The following is a 17,276-nucleotide window of genomic DNA, read 5'->3' as shown; positions in this document are numbered from 1 at the left end:
AGCGGCGTGGGCGCGGGTTGTCGTTGCGTTTGGTCATCGGTGACCTGCGGGGGTGCGTATTCGCCGGGAAACAGGCGGTTACGTCATTCCGTGCGGGGCTCGCCAGTCATCTGCGCCCCGTCATCGCGGTGGGAACGGCGGTTAAAAGAAAAATGGCGGGAAGCGAAGAATCCGACAAATATAAGAAAAAGATATTTCAGAAAGTAGGACTCTTCATGATCCGCCATTACCTATAGAGTACTCCCGCCCCGCGACGGTGGTCAAGCCGTTTCGTCACGGGGCGGTGAGTGCGGTTGGGTGCACGAGGTTTCGTGCACGAGGTTGGGTACACAGGGTTGCGCGCGTAGGGGGGGGGCAGATACGGCGGCGCAGTTACGGGGTGCTCCCCTATGACTCCCCTACCGTGATCTACCCTTCAGTGCCTGCCGGTGAGGTGCCTCCGCCCGAGGTGTCTCCGCTCGAGGTTTCTCCACCCAGCAGGGTGAGCGCGGCTTTGCGGGCGGCAAGCGCCTCCTCAGTCACGCGCGGGGTCACCGCCGCCAGAGCGCGCAGGCTCTTCGCCAGCACCGTGGAGCCCTTCATCTTCGGTTCCAGCTCGGCGGGAATCTCAACCGGCGTGCCGTACAGTTCGGCAAGCTCCACCGCCAGCTTCACGATGGGGGCACCCTGCCTCACCTGCGGAACTAACGGAAGGATTTGGCGCACCGTCTGGAAGACAGACCACCCCGCCAAAGGGCTCAGCGAAGCGGCATCGTTCAACGTCTGCACTAGACGATTCACCCCGAACCAGCCGTGTTCCAGAAGGTACCCGAGCTCGCTGGCGAAAAGGCGCGCGTCCCAGTTGCCGCGGTCTATGAGGGATGCAATCGTCTCCGCCGCCAATGCGCGACGCTCCGCGGCGTGCACCACAGAAGCCCACGCCAGGAAGTTATACGACGGCACACCCAGAGCACGCTCAGCAGCACCGAGCGCCTGCAGAACCTCCTCAAAACCGTGAAGGCGGGAGAACTGATACACGCTCAGCAGCGGCTTATACTGCGCCGCCAGAAGGTCCGGGTTGTGGCGCATCGCCCAGGCGTACCAGCCACATACCAGGGCAACAGACGGCACCTCGGTATGTTCCAGGGAACGCCCCGGATACTCCGCGCAAGCACCAGCCACCGTGTACGCCGCCGCCGTGAACGTGCTCCGTTCCGTAGCGGGTTCCTCCCCCGGCACCTGCCACAGCTCGTAGGTGGAATCATTCACCTCATACTCACCACGCAGAACCTTCGGAAACGCCTCACGGTACGACTTGAAACGAATCACCGTACGCTCAAAAGAGCGCTCCACCGCAGGCAACGGCTCAGCCAGCAGAGGCGCAAAACCCTGCCCAGCCGCGCCCTCGCTGCTATAGGGCTGATCCCCGAACGCAACGCGAAGCTGCTCGTGGAATAGTGCCGTCGGCGACCGGTACGCCCAATATTCGCTACCCTTCCGCGGGTACCCCCTAAAGTAAAAATCAGAAGGCTGAAAACGCCCCACATGCTCCGCTACCGCCGCGGGGTCTGAGGCGTGCACATGCTGGACCAGCAGACGGTACGCCAGATACCGCAACTGGTCGCGACCGTCATGCCAGGCACGACTCAGGTAGCGGCGCAGGTGCTTCTGAAAAACAGGACTGAACTCAATGATCCGCCCCTCCTGATGCGCCCGGTGCAGGTAGGCCAGCAGCGCCGGGATGCGGCGGACAGACTGCTCCCTCTCGTTGAGGTGGTAGAGGGCGAACAGTAGCTCCTCGCAGTCCCGGTCGTCGAGAATAGCATCACGGGTGGCTTCGGAGGCGCACCCAGCCTGCGGCGTTGCTCTGAGGGCGTTGTTCAGCTCAGCGGCTGAGAGCCCAAGGGAAGAGACATCCGGGATCTGCACGCTATGGGGCGGCTGATCTGAGGCGGGCTGAATCGGACTGGGTTGAATCGAACCAGGCTGAATCGAGCCGGGTTGGCTGGACACAGTGCCAGGGCACAGCTTCTGGGCGCGGTCCTTGAGCTCCAGAGGAAGAACCTCCACAGCATCCTGCGCGTAAGCAGACACCTCCCCGGCACGTTCCGGTACCGCCCGGACACTCAACTCAAGCACCTTCAAACCGGCAGTCATCAGCTTCTTCTCACGCCGGAACAGCAACTGCGCGGCGGCAGGTAGCGCCTCCGCCACCAGGGCTTGAAGCTCACCAGCAGTCAGCGGCAGCAGACCGGCAGGGGCAGAACCGCCAGATGGCGCGCAGACTTGCAGAACACTCTGCAGCATCTGCGCACCCACAGCAGCCGTGGTCGCCACCGGCGAAGCCAACAACGCCGGAATTAGCGTACCGTGCCGAGCATAGGATTGCGCCTGCTCCGCCAAAGCCTGCTTACGTTCAGCACCCCGCAGACCCTTCGGGACAGCCGTCAGCACCTCAAAGGCACGCGAGAAAACGCGGGCGTTCTGCGGCGCATAATCACGTAGCGACGCCTGAACGCACTCCTCCTCAATCCGGGCGCGATACTGCGGAAAACGCTCCGCCAAATACACCAGCAAATCATGACCGCAGATGGTCAGCTGAGCATCATAAATAAACCAGATCGCAAAACCATTCGAGGGCATGGCACCCTCCACGGTAAACAGCGCCCAGATTTTTTCCCAGTGTTCCGGATGCTCCCTCAAGAATTCGGCAATCGCCTCATCATCCATAGAACGCATGGAACGACCCGGCACAATACGCCACAGAAACTCCTGCAGGTATTCGGCACTCCACGTCTTCTCAGCCACGCTGGGCTTCCTCAGAGCCTGACTCGAGCAGGGCGAGCGCGGCCTCGCGGGCGGCAAGCGCCTCCTCAGTGACGCGCGGGGTCACCGCAGCCAGGGCACGCAAGCTCTTCGCCAGCACGGTGGATCCCTTCATTTTCGGCTCCAGCTCGGCGGGAATTTCGACCGGCGTGCCGTACAGTTCGGCAAGCTCCACCGCCAGGCGCACATAGTCGCCGCCCTTCGTCAGCCCACCAACCATCGGCAGGAGCAGACGCAGAACCTGCAGCACACGCCAACCCGCCAGAACACCGATGCCCGACACCTCACGAAGGGTCGCCACCAGGCGGTTCGCAAGGACCATCCCGTCCTCCAACGCCCACTTCAGGGTCTCTGCGAAGGTTCCTGTATCCAGCAGGCCCGCCTCAAAGAGTGCCGCAATGGCCTCTGCCGCCGCCAGACGGTACTCAGGGTTCTTCGCGCTCGCCACATAGCCGAGCAGGGTGCAGGTCGGGGCGCCCACCTGCACGGTGGAATCCCTCAGCGCGCGCATCAGCACGGGGACGGGGGTTATGGTCTTCTCCTCAATGCACTGCGAAGCGGCGAACAGGAAGTATGCCGAGAGCAGGTCCGGGTTGTTCTGAAGCAGCCAGGACGCCCACTCGGTGAGCACGATAATATAGTCGCCCCGCCACCCATCGACGCTATCGAGATTCAGTAGGTACACGAAGGGAATCAAGGCGGTGTTAAGAGCTTCGTAGGCGATGGCTTCCTCGGGGCTCATGCCAGCGGTTGCGCGGCTCAGCGCCTCGCGTGCCTCATCCACGGTATCCACGATGTCACCCTTGACCTGCCACATGGGCTGGTACTTCACGAATTCCTCAACGTTAAAGTTTTCGAAACCGGCCTCGCGAAGACGACCCGACCTGCTGGCCTCCTGGTATTCCCAGACTCGATCATTGTCGAGACCACGGTTGAAGCCGCTCCAGGGCATATCCAGGCCAGAAACAGTGCGATAAGTCCAGTCACTGTAGGTAAGCTGACGGGCGGGTAGTGGTGCGCTCAGCAGACGCACCGTGCGTCCTTTCGTGTGGTACTCTCCCCCGGCGGCGACGGCACGCATCTGTTCCCGGAAGATCTCATAGAGGTCACGGTAACCCTTCAACGGCTTATAGTCAGCATTCCAGAGATGGTGTTTATTCTGAATAGTCAGACGTATCATCTCTTCCTTGCTCAGGAGCGCGTTACTCGGGCGAGCTCGTGCGACCATCTCACTACGGTCGGAATACTGCAGGAGCGGCGTCAGCTCGGGTAGCTCCCAGGAATTGCATCCCATGGCCTCGGCGTTAGTATCCAACACGGCGCAGAGGGCAGGCATACACGTAACGTTGTTGTAGTAATATTCGCGGGCAATCTTGAGCAGGGTACGAAGCTGCTGCTGATCCGCCGGTGCAAGCTTGCCGGTCGCGGCAAAGTGGTAAAGACGAGCCAGGTTCTCTCCCCTCGCAACGGGGAGTTCGGCCCCCATGATTTGACCGAGATGGGTGTTCGATTCCTCAATCAGCAGGGCGCAGAACTCGTTCACGTCCGTAATCGGGGTGAACGGCTCATGGTGCGGGGTGCCGGGCAACAGCACCGGCGGCACCTCTACGGAGGCGCCCGCCGCCTCCGCCTCTTCCGCCATGGGCAGGCGGTCTTCGGGCAGGCGGTCTTCGGGCAGGCAGGCTTCAGCGGCACCGCGCAGTTCCAGGGGCAGCACCTCGTAGGCTTCGAGGACGCGGTCGGCAACGTAGTTGGCGAGCGCCAGCTGCTCGGCGGTTTGCGCCTTCTTACGCTTGGCTTTGCTCAAACCGGCGTACTGGGTGGCGATGAGCTTGAGCAGGCGCAGGGCGCCGCGCTGAATCTTCTTTTCGGTGCGGTAGAGGTTCGCGCCGAGTGCGTCGATGAGCTGTTCCAGGTCGACCTGTTCGAGGGGCTGCAGGTCGGGGGTCTTCTGCAGGGCGGCGGGTGCGCAGGCTTTGAGCACGTTCTGCAGCATGGTCTGAGCGAATCCGACGGAGGCGCTGGGTTCCGCGGTGAGGACAGCCATGAGCTGCCCGAAGCGTGCCCGGTTTTCTGCGTCGGTGGGCTGCAGGTCGGTGTAGACGGAGTGGAACGCAGCCGAGTTGAATGCGCTGAAATCGCTGGTCAGGCCGCGTAGCAGGGCGTCCAGAATCTCGTCGCGAATGTCGAAGTATTCGCCCATGAGGCGGCACAGTTCCGCGCTTTCACCCATGTAGTTGCCGTAGCCCTTGAAGAGCACCCCCTCGGTGCGGAAGACCGCCCAGAATTCCTGGTCGAGCAGGGTCATGTCACGGGTAAAGAAGGTCTTGAGCTGGGCGTGATTGCTCGCGCTGCCCTTCTTCACGCAGGGCAGGGCCTCGTGCAGGAAAAGAACCAGGTATTCGGGGGCCTCGCAGCTCAGGTTGCGGGCGCGAAGCAGCGTATAGCAGGTTTCCCAAATTTTCTTCGAGCGCGCCCAGGAGTTGGGCAACCCCTCAATGAAACGCAGAATCCACTCGTCGGGTCGTTCGGTGGCGCCGAGCAGGAACGCATCAATCAGCTGCTGATCCGGGCGCCCCTCCCAGAGCAGGGTGCGCATGGCGCGACCGGCGGAACGGTGATATTCCCACGGGTCGCCGTCGGGGGTGCGCACGAGCGCCCCGGCAACGTACGCGGCGAGCGGGGTGCGGTTAATATGGTCGCTACCGATGACGCTCCTGGGGGTGAGGGTTCGGGCGAGGGAGGCGCGTTCCTCCTCGGTGGTGCCGGTGATGACGGCGTGGTATTCCTGCACGTCAGTTGATTCTGCCGCCATGAGGGCCTTGAGGGCGGTGCGGCGCTCTTCGAGGGTGCGCTCGCTGGGGTTATGCGGCTGGGCGGTATCAGTCATTGGTACCTGCTTTCGGAGTTGATGGTGAATGGTTGTGAAGAGTTGAACGGAAGCGTTGAACGGGTGCGGGCGGGGCGGTTAGCCCTGCACCTGCTTGAGGATATTCCGGGCGTACCGCGCCTTCTGCGAAGAACCGGTCAGCGTACCCAACCAGGCACGCAGCGGCTCATCCACGAGCTGCGCACGGGTGGCAGGGTCGAGGGTCGCCAACGCCTGGCTGAAAGCGCCCAGCAGCTTACCGAGTGAGTTCGCACCGGTATCCAGGTGCGGTATGAGGCGCGCGAAGAAGCGCACCGCCGCCCGCGCATCCAGCTGGGCGAAGTCGGTGAGGGCGAGCGCCCAACGGTTCAGCATCGCCAGCGGCACAAAGTTCACGAAGCCTGCGGTGGCATCCTCGAGGCTGAGCTGGTCATCCAGCACGCGGTGCATGATTTCCACGGCGAGGGAACGAATCTCGACGCGCTGCTCCGAGAATCCCGCGGCAAACACGAAGGCGCATGCGGGACCCCACACGCCGGGGTGCGCCGCCAACGCCAAATACAGGCTCCGGTCGAAGGCGCTGTGATCCAAGATGTACCAGTTGCTGCTAGCGCAGTAGTACGCCAGCGGTTCTGCCTGTGAGGGGTAGAGCAGGGCGTACTGTCCTTCTTCGTCGTGGTGGGCGGTGGCGAGGCCCCGGAAAGCATTCAGCTCGGGGGTGGATGCGCCGTGCGCCACTCCGTTCAGCTGAAGGCCCCAGCTTTTCTCCCTCTGGGATACCGTGATGGATTCCAGGTAGGGGTTGATGCGCCCGGTGGCGAGGGTGCCGTCGAGGGCGGAGCGGAGCACGCGGATCTGTGTAGGGGCAGAGCGCGGAGCGTCCTCCTGAGCGTTCTTCACATATTGGTCTTCGAGGCTTCCAAGCAGGGTCAGCGCCTCGGCACGGCGGCTCTGTGCGTCCTGCCGCTGCTCGTCGGTAGCGTATGGAGGCAGCACCTCCGGCACACGCACACGCAGTAGCACCGCCGTGAAATCATGGCGCAGGATCGGGGTTCCATCAGCCAGGTTCTTGGCGTACCGGCGCACCAGGGTATCCGGATGCACCCACCCGCCAAGCAGCTCAGGGGTGGCGAGCGGGGTGTAGCTCTGCCTGCTCTGCAGCGCACCGAGGGCATCCTTGAATCCGGTGCTGAAGAACGCGGCGTGGCGGGAGTACATGGTGTGCAGGTTCGGCACCGTACCGGGGTCTTCCTTCGGGGTCATCTCCGATGCCTTCGGGCGCTCACGCAGCTTCCCGGCGGCGGCAAGAACCGTCAAATGCGCGCGCATTTCGAACCATTCCAGGCCCCAGTGGTTCAGCTTTTTCAGGCAGATAGGAACAAGCTGTTCGAGCAGGTTCGGGCTCTGCGCGGTGCCTTCGGTGCTGAGCAGGTAGGCGGTGAGCAGTTCCAGCTCCAGCTCGCATCCGGCGTGCGTTTCGGGCTGGTCCGCTTCGTTGAGAGTGTCGGGGGCGGCGCAGGGTGCGACCTGATGGTGCAGGATTGCGCGGGCGCGTTCTTGCACGTCAGATGCGGTCACGGGGCGCACGGGGGTGTCCCAGTACCGGTGGATTGCGGTGCGGGAGGCGGCGAGCACCTCCGCGGCGGCGGCCTCAATGTCAGCAGCTTCAGTGAGGGCTGCGTCTTCCGTGCCGCTCCCCCGGCTATTCTCCGGGCTGTACCCATCTTCGAGGAGCGGCGAGCCCTGAATCTGCGCCACAACGAGCGGATCCAGCTGGGAGCGGTAGTCGCGGTAGAGCTCGCGGGCACGCTCGGCGAACACGATAGCGTCGGCGCTCGCATTGTCTGCGGCACCCGCCTGCACCCATTCTTCGAGGTGTTTGAGGGCGGCGGCTTGAACCTGCGCGTGGGTGTGGCTGAGCGCCATGACGACCGCATCTTCGCAGGCGGCAGCGTCGAGGGCGCCCTCCCGGTACAGCGCCTGGAGCATGTTCAGGATTTTGAGTGCGTTCGCTTTGGTTCCGGCGCACACGGCGGGTGCCGCGTAGGCGAATGCGGCAGCGTCCAGCGCCTGCGGGTTTTTGCTCCAGAGGCGGTGAATATGCTGCACGCCGAGGGTTACGCTCGGGCCGATGGGCGAGGAGAAAAGCGTCAGAAATTCGCTCTGACGTGCCGCAATTTCTTCGGCGGTGAGTTTGAGACCGGTGACCAGTCGTGAGAACCAGCCAACGCGGTACGCCGGAAAGTCGCTCATGAGGGAGCTCAGGAGCGCGTCAATCAGGCGGTCACGGCTAATCAGCCCGGTTTCGGAGGCTTCGATGAGGGCGCACGACCAGCCGGGGTTGTTCTCCTTCTGCCCGGGCTTGTAGGAGTCGCGCTGGGTGAGGGATACGTTCCGGTTACCTTCGACGGCGAGCATGCCCCAGATGAGTTCTTCGCGGAGCTGTTCGTCCTCGCGCAGTAGCGGGAGAATCAGCTCGCGGTCGCAGTTGATGAGGGCAGTGTAGTATTCCTCATTGTGTTCGAGGCGCGCCCCGCCGTAGAGCTCAGCTAGGCGCATGGCAACACTTCCGGTGAACCAGCCGAACTCTGCGTAGGCTTTAACGCGGTCCTGCGTGACGGTTCCGGGCTTATTTTTGCCGACCTCGGAGCCGAACGGGGTGCTGATAATGTCAAAGTACTGCCAGCGGCGGTAAATCTGCTCGAGGGTGCCGCCGACCGCCAGGATGTTGGCGAGGTTGCGGTTGAAGTGCATGATTCCGCTCCAGGTTTTCTGTTGCTTGCGGAGCGGGTGGATGACTTCACCGGGGAGCGGCTCGGTGATGACCCCTTCGGGGAAGGTGTGCGTTTCGGGGCGTGCGTTCATGGTGGTCTTTCGGGTGGAAGCTGAGGCGAGCTTTTGGGGCGTCGTCTTTTAGTGCGGTGCGTGGTGTGTCTAGTCGGCGGCGTGTTCGCGGTAGAGAATACTGACCCCCAGAGCGTGCTTGCAGGGGCCGCGCGTACCGCGGTACTTCAACCACCAGGGGCAGGAGCATAGGTACCCCTCCACGGCGTACGGGTCGGCGGGCAGCATCACGGTGTACGTGTTCTCGCCGCTGCGCACACTGTACTCGCCGGTGCCGTGCTCCCCCGCCCCGACCCGCTCAATAGCGCCGGAGTCGGCAAGCTTCTTCGCACCGACTAGACGCGGGTGCATAGCGGTCAGCGCCTCCGGATGCACGGGCAGCGGGCGGTGGAAATACTCGCCAGCGTGCGCGTCAAAACCAACCTGACCGGAGGAAGCCAGCAGGGCGAGGGCGTCGCGGGTTGCCGCCTCGTCCAGGCCTGCGCGGGCAGACATGACGGGCACGTCAATGCGCGGCTCGAAGGAGAGCAGCACGCTGAGCATGTCAGCGTTCTGGGCGGTGTTCGGGTTAGACAGCGCCTGCAGCACGGATCCCTCACCGGAGAACCCGCGTGACTTTTCGGGGCTCAAACCAATGCTCAGGCGTGCGCCGGGCAGGTGCGCCACCCACACGCTGGGCACGGGCGCGTTACCGGCGGTCACGGGCTCACTGTATGCGTCCAGGCGCTGAATGTGGCGGATGAGCGGCTCAAGCACGCGCAGACGCTCGGGGCCCGCCACGCATACGGATCCGGCGGTGGCGCGGGTGGCAAGCCGCAGGGAACGCACCGCGCGGGTCGCCCACAGGACCGCCTTGGTGCTGGAGTTACGCGGCAGGGAGTGGATGAAGGTTCGGGCGGCGGCAGCGTCCAGGCTGTGCACGGGGCTCATGCGGGATGAGAGCATCTGCGTTTCTGCAAAGCCCTTGAGCCAGCGGATGGGCAGCGGCACTTTTTCTTCCATGACGGAGCCGTCAAGGGTGGTGGTGAGCAGCCCGTCGTCACCGACATTCAGGTGAATGGGCTCCCCTGCCCTGAGGGAGGCGAGCGCGGCGCGCAGGGGCGGGTTGACGTCTACGTTGGTGACGCCTACGGCACTGTGGCTGGCGTCGAGTGCGCTGGAGTCAACGTCGAGGCGCGCGTACACTCCGCAGCAGGCGCTGAACGATTCGAAGCGTAGGCCTTCGGCGGTGCTGGTGACGACGGGGTCTGCGGCACGTAGGGCTCCGGCGAGGGAGCTGGGCGGCACGTAGAAGCGGGTGCGGGCGACCCTGGCGACGACCAGTAGCGCGGTGGCGTAGACGTCTGCTCGTTCGAGGAACCCGGAGAAGAAGTACGGGTGGGAGGCGGCACCTTCGGGGGTGCTGCCGCCGCTGGTGGCGAGGCTGAGCGCGCGGGAGTCGGCGCCGTCGATGAGGGCTGACGGTGCGGTGTACGTGTAGTCGAGGGTGTAGGCGCTCATGGCTTCTTTGCCTTTCGTATGTGGTGTATACGTCCTATCATGCCGGAAAGATTCGCGCCCCGCTACCGCTTTCGTCATTGCCGTTTGGTGCATAAAAAATCCCCGGCATTCTCGGTTGAGAAGTGCCGGGGAGAAGCTCTATTGGCTCACCCTCAATGGGGTGGGCGTGGGCTCTGGTTTAGAGGCTGGCTAGACGACAATCTGGCCGTTGAAGCGCATTGCCAGGCCGTACAGGACCACTGCGATAACCCAGATGACGATCACGGTGACGGTCAGGCGGATCAGGTTCTTGGATGCCATACCGGAGGAGTTCAGGGAGTTGGTCATACCGCCGCCGAACATGTCGGAGAGGCCGCCGCCCTGACCGCGGTTGAGCAGCACAAGCATCACTGCGATCACGCTGGTGATGGCGATGATGACCATGAGTACGTTCATGATGACGTCCATGGGGACCTTCCTTCGTTGTCTTCTGGTGGAGTGCCTGGGCTGCGGGGTGCAGACAGACGGGTTTAACTATACGCTACAGCCGCCATTCGGTCACGTTGAGGCGGCTTTTTACGCGGCGCGGTTGCTGCGGCGCTGGTATTCGCTGGGGGTCAGCTGCAGTGCTGCGGGGCGGTCGGTGAGCACACGCTGGGCGGTGAGTTCGTCGCCTTCGGTGTCGTAGGCGCGCACGTATCCGCCGTCGATGAGGTAGTAGGTGAACTGCTGCGCGGCTGCCCAGTAGGCGCCTCCTTCAGCGTAGAAGCCCTGGTCTACCCAGTCGCGCAGGGTGAGGGTGACGGGGATTTCCGGTGAGGAGGTGCGGCTGTAGAGCTGGTCGAGGAATGCTTCTCGGCGGCTCTCGAAGTACTGGTATTCAGGCGAGGGTTCCTGGTATTCTGCGCCGCCCGCGTAGCCGATGTTGCCACCGTCGTTGCCGGGTAGGCGCGGGGCACTCACTTTGCGGTTGCGCAGGTAGCTGTAGAGGATCATGCCGACGAGGGCCGCGATGACCAGGGAAAAACCAAAGCTGAACATGCCGTTAAGTGTACGGGGCAAACCGCGGGGTCGGCGTATTCTGGGCGGGTTTTGCGGTTAGGGGCGAACGCGCCCGGCTCTTCTCCCCCGCCTCATACACCCTCCTCTTACGCCTGACTCATGCACCCGGCTCTTACGCCCGCCTCGTACATCCCACTGCTATCTCCGGTGGCGGTTAAATGGTTCAGCGCCCGGTCGGGTGGGTACCCGCCGGGCGCTGTAACGCTATGAGACGCTGTGGTGCGTCGGGGTTTTATGCGTCGAAGCGTGCGATTGCTGCGAACTCGTCAGCCTGCAGGGATGCGCCGCCGACGAGCACGCCGTCCACATCTTCCTTGCCCATGATGGAGGGTGCGGAGGAGGACTTGACGGAGCCGCCGTAGAGAACGCGGACCTTCTCTGCAACGTCTGCGGAGTAGAGCTTAGCGATTTCTGCGCGGATTGCTGCGGACATTTCCTGTGCGTCGTCTGCGGTTGCGACCTTGCCGGTGCCGATTGCCCAGACGGGCTCGTAGGCAACAACCAGGGTCTCTGCCTGCTCTGCGGTCAGACCTGCGATGGAGCCGCGCAGCTGCTCGAGGGTGTACTCGACGTGGGTGCCTGCTTCGCGGATTTCGAGGGGCTCACCGACGCAGAGGACGGGGGTCAGGCCGTGCTTGTAAGCTGCCTGGACCTTTGCTGCGCACAGCTCGTCGCTTTCGTGGTGGTAGGTGCGGCGCTCGGAGTGGCCGACGAGCACGAAGGTTGCGCCGAGCTTGGAGAGGAATGCGCCGGAGATTTCGCCGGTGTATGCACCGGAGTCGTGGACGGAGAGGTCCTGGCCGCCGTAGAGGATGTCCAGCTTGTCGCCTTCGACGAGGGTCTGCACGGAGCGGATGTCGGTGAAGGGCGGGAAGACGGCTACTTCGGTTGCGGAGAAGTTGAAGTTTGCGTCGTCGAGGGTCCATGCGAGCTTCTGGACGAGGGTGACTGCCTCTGCGTGGTTGAGGTTCATCTTCCAGTTGCCTGCGATGAGGGGCTTACGCGACATAGTTCGCTCCTTAGCTTTCCCGCACGGTATGCCGGGCGGGGTTGTTGTTCGGAATTTTCCTTTTCTATTTTAGAGGGTTGGCGGCATATTTTCACTGGTTCGGCGCGGTTTTATGCTGTGCCTTGACTATTCTCACCCCGCGTTCATCGGTTTCTTTCGACCCTTGCCGTTTTGCGGGTTCTGTAGCCATTTAAACGGGTGCAGGGGAAGCCTCATGGTGGCTTCCCCTGCGGATGCACTTCCTCGGTTTCTAGAGAATCTACAGCTGCCCGAATCCTTGCGGGTAGATCGGCTCATAGGTGTTGCGGTTGCTGTAGCCGTCGCGGTCAACCACAATCACCCACTGCCCACGCAGATGCTCCACAGCCAGCGAGAAACGCCCCAGATACTTCAAATATTTGCGGATATCTTGCTTCTCCCCCGTCTCCTTAACGTAAAACGCAAGGTCCTTAGCCTTAGTCGTGTACAGGGTGCTCACCAGGATTTTTCGGCTCGTATTTTTAGCCTTTTCACCCGCGATAAAATCATCAGCAACATTGGCGCTCAGCACATTCTTATCAGCCGAAATAACCCACCCGCGCTTCTCCCTGTACAGGCGAAGAATTTCGGGGTGCAGCACCTTTTCCGGGTCCGTGACCTTAGAAAGAGGCTCCGTATCGCCCGTGTGGTAGAAGTAATTCATCGACGCGAAGTAGTACGCCAAGAACGCGTACAGGCCAGCGCGGTCGTAGTTATCCATTCCGGGCTGTTGAATAGGGTACGGCACGTTCTGCGCCGCCTGCGCCTCGGTGGCAGGAATGAAGCGCCCCTTACGCTCAAACGCCGTATAGACGAGAGGCCCGGAGGAAGGCCCCAAGGTACGGAGCTCATCGTACTTCTCCGTGGGTTCCAGGCGTACAAATTCCTGGTCACGCTTCTTATCGGCCTGGGACTCCGAGCCTGTCCCATTGAGCAGTTTAGTGCCCCAGCCAAAACCTATCGCGACGAGGGCGGCACCGGCGAACACGCCCGCTCGTATAAACTTGGCGCGAGAAATCATAGACCTCATGAGCGCTCGTTGCTCGTTGTATCCGGGTCCGCCGTATCCGGGTCCACCAAAGTTATTCGTCATGTTGCTCTCCCCTCCCCTAGCTCAAACTATTTTCTGGGATGAATTGGACGGGCCTCCACTCATTCGTGAATTGTGTACGTAGAGTCCCGTGTATTGCGCCGTCTCGGATCAGGCCGCGCGTATCAAAATCGGTGATGGGGTACACCTGGTTTGTGTCTTTGCGGTAGACCTGAGCTTCGGGAAGAATATCGAACCGCACGTTCCATTCCACAATTTTTAGCGTCTCGTCGATGAGGCGCGGCTGCCCCTCCAGAAGGTTCATGGTCAGAACCTTAGAGGCAGGCGTGATGACCCAGCCTTTACCCTCTTCGTAGAGGTCCTGAATGGCGGGGAAGAACATTTCTTCGCTGATATTGTCGATCCGCAGAACTGCCGGTTCGGAGGCGAGAATCATGTAGTTTTGGCAGGCGTAGTAGTAGCCCAGGTAGGGGCGCAGGTTTGACACCTTGTAAGCATTCGGCGTGTACCTCACGCCCGGGGCGGGTGCCGAGTAGGCGGGGTGGTCCCGGTTTGCGGGTGTGTAGGGCCCAATCACGCCATCGGCAACGTACGGGTATGTTCCGGTGTAGTCTTTTTCGTCAAAGAGCGCTTGAGCGTTGACGGTCATTCTTTCCCTCCTTGGATTCGATGTGCATTAGTTGCCGTTTTCACGAGCTGCCGAGGTGGTTCTGGGCTGCTCGGGGCGGTTGGGTTCAGCATCTGGGCGTCTTCGCCCGCCTGTATTCGCTTGTCTGTATTTGTTTGCCTGTGGAGGTGCGTGCGCCCCCTGCTTCGCTCCCCCGCAGTAACCGTATGGGTACCGCCCAGTGAGCGCCGGGAACCTCTACATTTCTAGTCTAGTAAAGCTACCTCTATCCCTCCCGGTTAGAGTCACCAAACCCAGGGAATCCACAGCATATAGCCAGGAAACAGCCCCGCCCCCTGCCCGCGCAGGACTATCCGGGCATGAGCGGGCATGCAGAAACCCCCGCCGGAACGGTACCGAAGTACCGCCCCGACGGGGGTTCCCTACACTAAAACCGTGTACTAAATCTGTGCACCCAGATTAGGCGCCCAGTGCCTCCAGGCCGGGCAGGGTCTTACCCTCAATGTACTCGAGGGAAGCGCCACCACCGGTGGAGATGTGGCCGAACTGCTCATCCTTGAAGCCCAGGTTACGGACTGCAGAAGCGGAGTCGCCACCACCAATGATGGAGAACGCGTCAGACTCAACGATAGCCTGAGCCACTGCGCGGGTACCCTCAGCGAAGGGAGCAATCTCGAACACGCCAACGGGGCCGTTCCAGAAGATGGTCTTTGCGCCCTTGATCTTCTCAGCGAAAATCTCAGCGGTCTTGGGGCCAATATCCAGGCCCTCAGCCTCTGCGCCCAGCTTGCCGCCGGTCAGGTCCTCAATCGGGCGAATCTCGGTGTTAGCGTCAGCGGAGAATGCGTCAGCCCAGACAACATCCACTGCGGTGATGATCTCGGTGCCCTTCTCGGGAGCTTCCTTCAGGTAACGCAGAACGTTGTCGACCTGGTCCTTCTCCAGCAGCGACTGGCCAACCTCGTAGCCCTGTGCGTATGCGAAGGTGTAGCCCATGCCGCCACCAATGAGGATGGTGTCAGCCTTACCGATCAGGTTGTCAATCACGGCGAGCTTGTCGGAAACCTTAGCGCCACCCATGACCACAACGAAGGGACGCTCGGGGTCGTTCAGGGTCTTAGCCAGAACGTCAACTTCCTTCTTCACCAGGTCACCCAGGTATGCGGGCAGACGCTTAGCAACGTCGTAGACGGAAGCGTGCTTGCGGTGAACCGCACCGAATGCGTCGTTCACGTATGCGCCGTTCTCGCCGGTCAGTGCGACCAGCTCGTCAGCGAACTCGCCGCGCTCTGCGTCATCCTTGGAGGTTTCGCGTGCGTCGTAGCGGACGTTCTCAACGACCAGAACTTCGCCGTCAGCCAGGGCTGCTGCCTTAGCCTTTGCGTCCTCGCCTACCAGGTCGGTTGCAACCTTCACGGGCACGGATGCCAGCTCAGCCAGGCGTGCAGCTGCCGGTGCGATGGAGTACTGGGGGTCAACCTTGCCCTTGGGGCGGCCCAGGTGCGCGGTCACGATAACGCGTGCGCCAGCCTTGGCGAGCTTCTCAATGACGGGCAGGGATGCGCGGACGCGGCCATCGTCGGTGACAACGCCGTCCTTCAGGGGTACGTTCAGGTCGGAACGGACGAGAACGTGGCGGCCTGCGACGCCTTCTTCGAGCAGTTCGGACAGTGCCTTAGCCATAGGAATTCCTCCTGGATAGGTGGGTTTATATACCGTTTCCATCATACCGAACATTAGGGTGATTGACAGCCTAGTAAATAGTTTTTAGATGGTGTTTCTCCGCAGAATATCGCGGATATTCACACTCTCTATCAGCTATTTTCTTACGGTATTTTTGACCCAAAAAGGGCGACGGAAAATAGTATGTTTATACGTTTTTGGGGTTTTATTAAGACCCTTACACAGGGTCTTGGTACAGCAAACCCCGACTCCCCCGCTTGATGCGGTGGTGCCGGGGTTCACTATGCGTTAGTTACGCGGGGTGACGCTTACACTTGATGAGCGTCGCAAGCCTATTGGGGCTTAGAGGGATGCCACAACCTTGTTGGTGAACATCACGAGGCGTGCAACGTAGCCGTACTCGTTGTCGTACCAAGCGATAACCTTCACCTGGTCGCCGATGACCTTGGTCAGCGGTGCGTCGAAGACGGTGGAGATGGGCTCACCCTCGATGTCCTTGGACACGATGGGATCCTCGTTGTACTTGATGATGCCCTTCATGGGGCCCTCAGCTGCTGCCTTGACTGCTGCGTTGACTTCCTCAACGGTGACCTCGCGCTCAGCGGTGAAGGTCAGGTCGGTGATGGAGCCGGTGATGGTGGGAACGCGGACTGCGAAGCCGTCCAGCTTACCCTTCAGGTCGGGCAGAACCAGGCCAACAGCTGCTGCTGCACCGGTGGAGGTGGGGACCATGTTCACAGCTGCTGCGCGTGCACGGCGCAGGTCGCGGTGGGGAGCATCCTGCAGACGCTGGTCAGCGGTGTATGCGTGGATGGTGGTCATCAGACCCTGCTTGATGCCGAATGCGTCGTTCAGGACCTTAGCCATCGGAGCGAGGCAGTTGGTGGTACAGGATGCGTTGGAGACGATGTGGTGGTTAGCTGCATCGTACTGGTCGTCGTTCACGCCCATGACGAAGGTGCCGTCGATGTTCTTACCGGGAGCGGAGAGGATAACCTTCTTAGCGCCAGCCTCGATGTGTGCCTTTGCCTTGCTGCCTTCGGTGAAGAAACCGGTGGACTCGAGGACTACGTCAACGCCCAGGTCCTTCCAGGGGAGGTTCTGGGGGTCACGCTCAGCGAGGATCTTGATTTCCTTGCCGTCAACAACCAGCGCGCCTTCCTTGACCTCGACCTCTGCGCCGAAGCGACCCATAATGGAGTCGTACTTGAGCAGGTGTGCCAGGGTCTCAACATCGGTGAGGTCGTTGATTGCGACGATCTCGAAGCCGACGCCCTCGGTCTGAGCTGCGCGGAAGAAGGTGCGGCCGATGCGGCCGAAGCCGTTGATTGCTACGCGTACAGTCACTGGAGTATCTCCTTGTCAGTGCGTTGGTGGCGGTGTACAAATCCGATGCCTTGTGGGCTCTGGTTTAGTCGGATTCGTCCGTGCTCTATGTTGCCCGGTGCGTTCCGCCGTTGTTGGTAATAATCCTACCCTAGTTTATGTGTGTTTTGGTGTGTTCTATCGAGAAATTTTTGTGAGTTATGCCATAAAAACCGGCAAAAACCCGTTGTTTTCTGTTGTTTTGCGTTGTGTTCACCTTTAGAAAATGTTGCGATACGGTCACGGCAACATAAACACACATGAAACGCACATTTGCTAAAAACCGCGCCATATCAAGGCAAAATCTGAGGGTAAAAAATACCCTTTCACCTGCGAATGGGTTTCAATGGCGCCCCGTGCGCTCGCACGCAGTGCAATTTCTCACGTGAAAACAGATGAGCCCAACGTAAGACACACCACAGCCTTAAAACGGGTTAAATGCGCCCCGGTACACAGCTTTCGT

At 61.4% G+C, this 17,276-nt stretch carries 11 protein-coding genes; all 11 read right to left on the bottom strand.

The genetic code is table 11. The features are described from left to right. Positions 1 to 408: 408 nt before the first annotated feature. Positions 409 to 2,787 carry a DUF7825 domain-containing protein gene (locus HMPREF2842_RS05690; RefSeq protein WP_246823210.1) on the bottom strand — a complete coding sequence of 793 codons (2,379 nt, stop codon included), beginning with the start codon at positions 2,785 to 2,787 and terminating at the stop codon, positions 409 to 411. Then, entirely contained in the window at positions 2,780 to 5,695 is a 2,916-nt protein-coding gene (locus HMPREF2842_RS05685) for an endonuclease (RefSeq protein ID WP_070643233.1), read from the bottom strand. The genes HMPREF2842_RS05690 and HMPREF2842_RS05685 overlap by 8 nt, the downstream gene beginning before the upstream one ends. Positions 5,696 to 5,773: 78 nt before the next feature. Beyond that, complete coding sequence (locus HMPREF2842_RS05680; protein WP_070643231.1) at positions 5,774 to 8,539, bottom strand: DUF6493 family protein; 2,766 nt, start codon at positions 8,537 to 8,539, stop codon at positions 5,774 to 5,776. A gap of 69 nt (positions 8,540 to 8,608) precedes the next feature. Beyond that, entirely contained in the window at positions 8,609 to 10,018 is a 1,410-nt protein-coding gene (locus HMPREF2842_RS05675) for an SWIM zinc finger family protein (RefSeq protein ID WP_049341296.1), read from the bottom strand. 189 nt (positions 10,019 to 10,207) lie between these two features. Continuing rightward, on the bottom strand, positions 10,208 to 10,465 hold the full coding sequence (secG, locus tag HMPREF2842_RS05670; protein WP_005506130.1) for a preprotein translocase subunit SecG: 258 nt from the start codon (positions 10,463 to 10,465) through the stop codon (positions 10,208 to 10,210). Between the two features lie 108 nt (positions 10,466 to 10,573). After that, the gene (locus tag HMPREF2842_RS05665) at positions 10,574 to 11,059 is read right to left on the bottom strand and encodes a hypothetical protein (protein ID WP_246823209.1); all 486 of its coding nucleotides are present in this window, start codon (positions 11,057 to 11,059) and stop codon (positions 10,574 to 10,576) included. Between the two features lie 232 nt (positions 11,060 to 11,291). After that, on the bottom strand, positions 11,292 to 12,068 hold the full coding sequence (gene tpiA / locus HMPREF2842_RS05660) for a triose-phosphate isomerase (RefSeq protein ID WP_070634090.1): 777 nt from the start codon (positions 12,066 to 12,068) through the stop codon (positions 11,292 to 11,294). A 259-nt stretch (positions 12,069 to 12,327) separates the two neighbouring features. Further along, positions 12,328 to 13,179, bottom strand: a complete 852-nt coding sequence (locus tag HMPREF2842_RS05655; RefSeq protein ID WP_070643229.1) for a DUF6318 family protein — start codon at positions 13,177 to 13,179, stop codon at positions 12,328 to 12,330. A 16-nt stretch (positions 13,180 to 13,195) separates the two neighbouring features. Continuing rightward, complete coding sequence (locus HMPREF2842_RS05650) at positions 13,196 to 13,786, bottom strand: DUF6318 family protein (protein WP_070643226.1); 591 nt, start codon at positions 13,784 to 13,786, stop codon at positions 13,196 to 13,198. Between the two features lie 438 nt (positions 13,787 to 14,224). Further along, positions 14,225 to 15,448 (bottom strand): phosphoglycerate kinase, encoded by a 1,224-nt coding sequence (gene pgk / locus HMPREF2842_RS05645; RefSeq protein WP_049353121.1) that lies wholly within the window; start codon positions 15,446 to 15,448, stop codon positions 14,225 to 14,227. Positions 15,449 to 15,790: 342 nt separating this feature from the next. Next, positions 15,791 to 16,795, bottom strand: coding sequence for a type I glyceraldehyde-3-phosphate dehydrogenase (gene gap, locus HMPREF2842_RS05640; protein WP_070643224.1), 1,005 nt, complete (start codon positions 16,793 to 16,795; stop codon positions 15,791 to 15,793). Positions 16,796 to 17,276 lie beyond the last annotated feature (481 nt).

It is taken from the genome of Rothia sp. HMSC069C10 (genome assembly GCF_001812205.1).
In the GTDB taxonomy this organism is placed as follows: domain Bacteria; phylum Actinomycetota; class Actinomycetes; order Actinomycetales; family Micrococcaceae; genus Rothia; species Rothia mucilaginosa.
Note: the sequence above shows the minus strand (reverse complement) of the source record. Positions and strands in the feature narration are given on the sequence as shown.

Coding starts and splice junctions, on each gene's coding strand:
- pgk (WP_049353121.1), bottom strand. CDS start 15,448: ATGGCTAAGGCACTGTCCGAACTGCTCGAAGAAGGCGTCGCAGGCCGC.
- HMPREF2842_RS05655 (WP_070643229.1), bottom strand. CDS start 13,179: ATGACGAATAACTTTGGTGGACCCGGATACGGCGGACCCGGATACAAC.
- HMPREF2842_RS05685 (WP_070643233.1), bottom strand. CDS start 5,695: ATGACTGATACCGCCCAGCCGCATAACCCCAGCGAGCGCACCCTCGAA.
- HMPREF2842_RS05680 (WP_070643231.1), bottom strand. CDS start 8,539: ATGAACGCACGCCCCGAAACGCACACCTTCCCCGAAGGGGTCATCACC.
- HMPREF2842_RS05650 (WP_070643226.1), bottom strand. CDS start 13,786: ATGACCGTCAACGCTCAAGCGCTCTTTGACGAAAAAGACTACACCGGA.
- HMPREF2842_RS05675 (WP_049341296.1), bottom strand. CDS start 10,018: ATGAGCGCCTACACCCTCGACTACACGTACACCGCACCGTCAGCCCTC.
- secG (WP_005506130.1), bottom strand. CDS start 10,465: ATGGACGTCATCATGAACGTACTCATGGTCATCATCGCCATCACCAGC.
- tpiA (WP_070634090.1), bottom strand. CDS start 12,068: ATGTCGCGTAAGCCCCTCATCGCAGGCAACTGGAAGATGAACCTCAAC.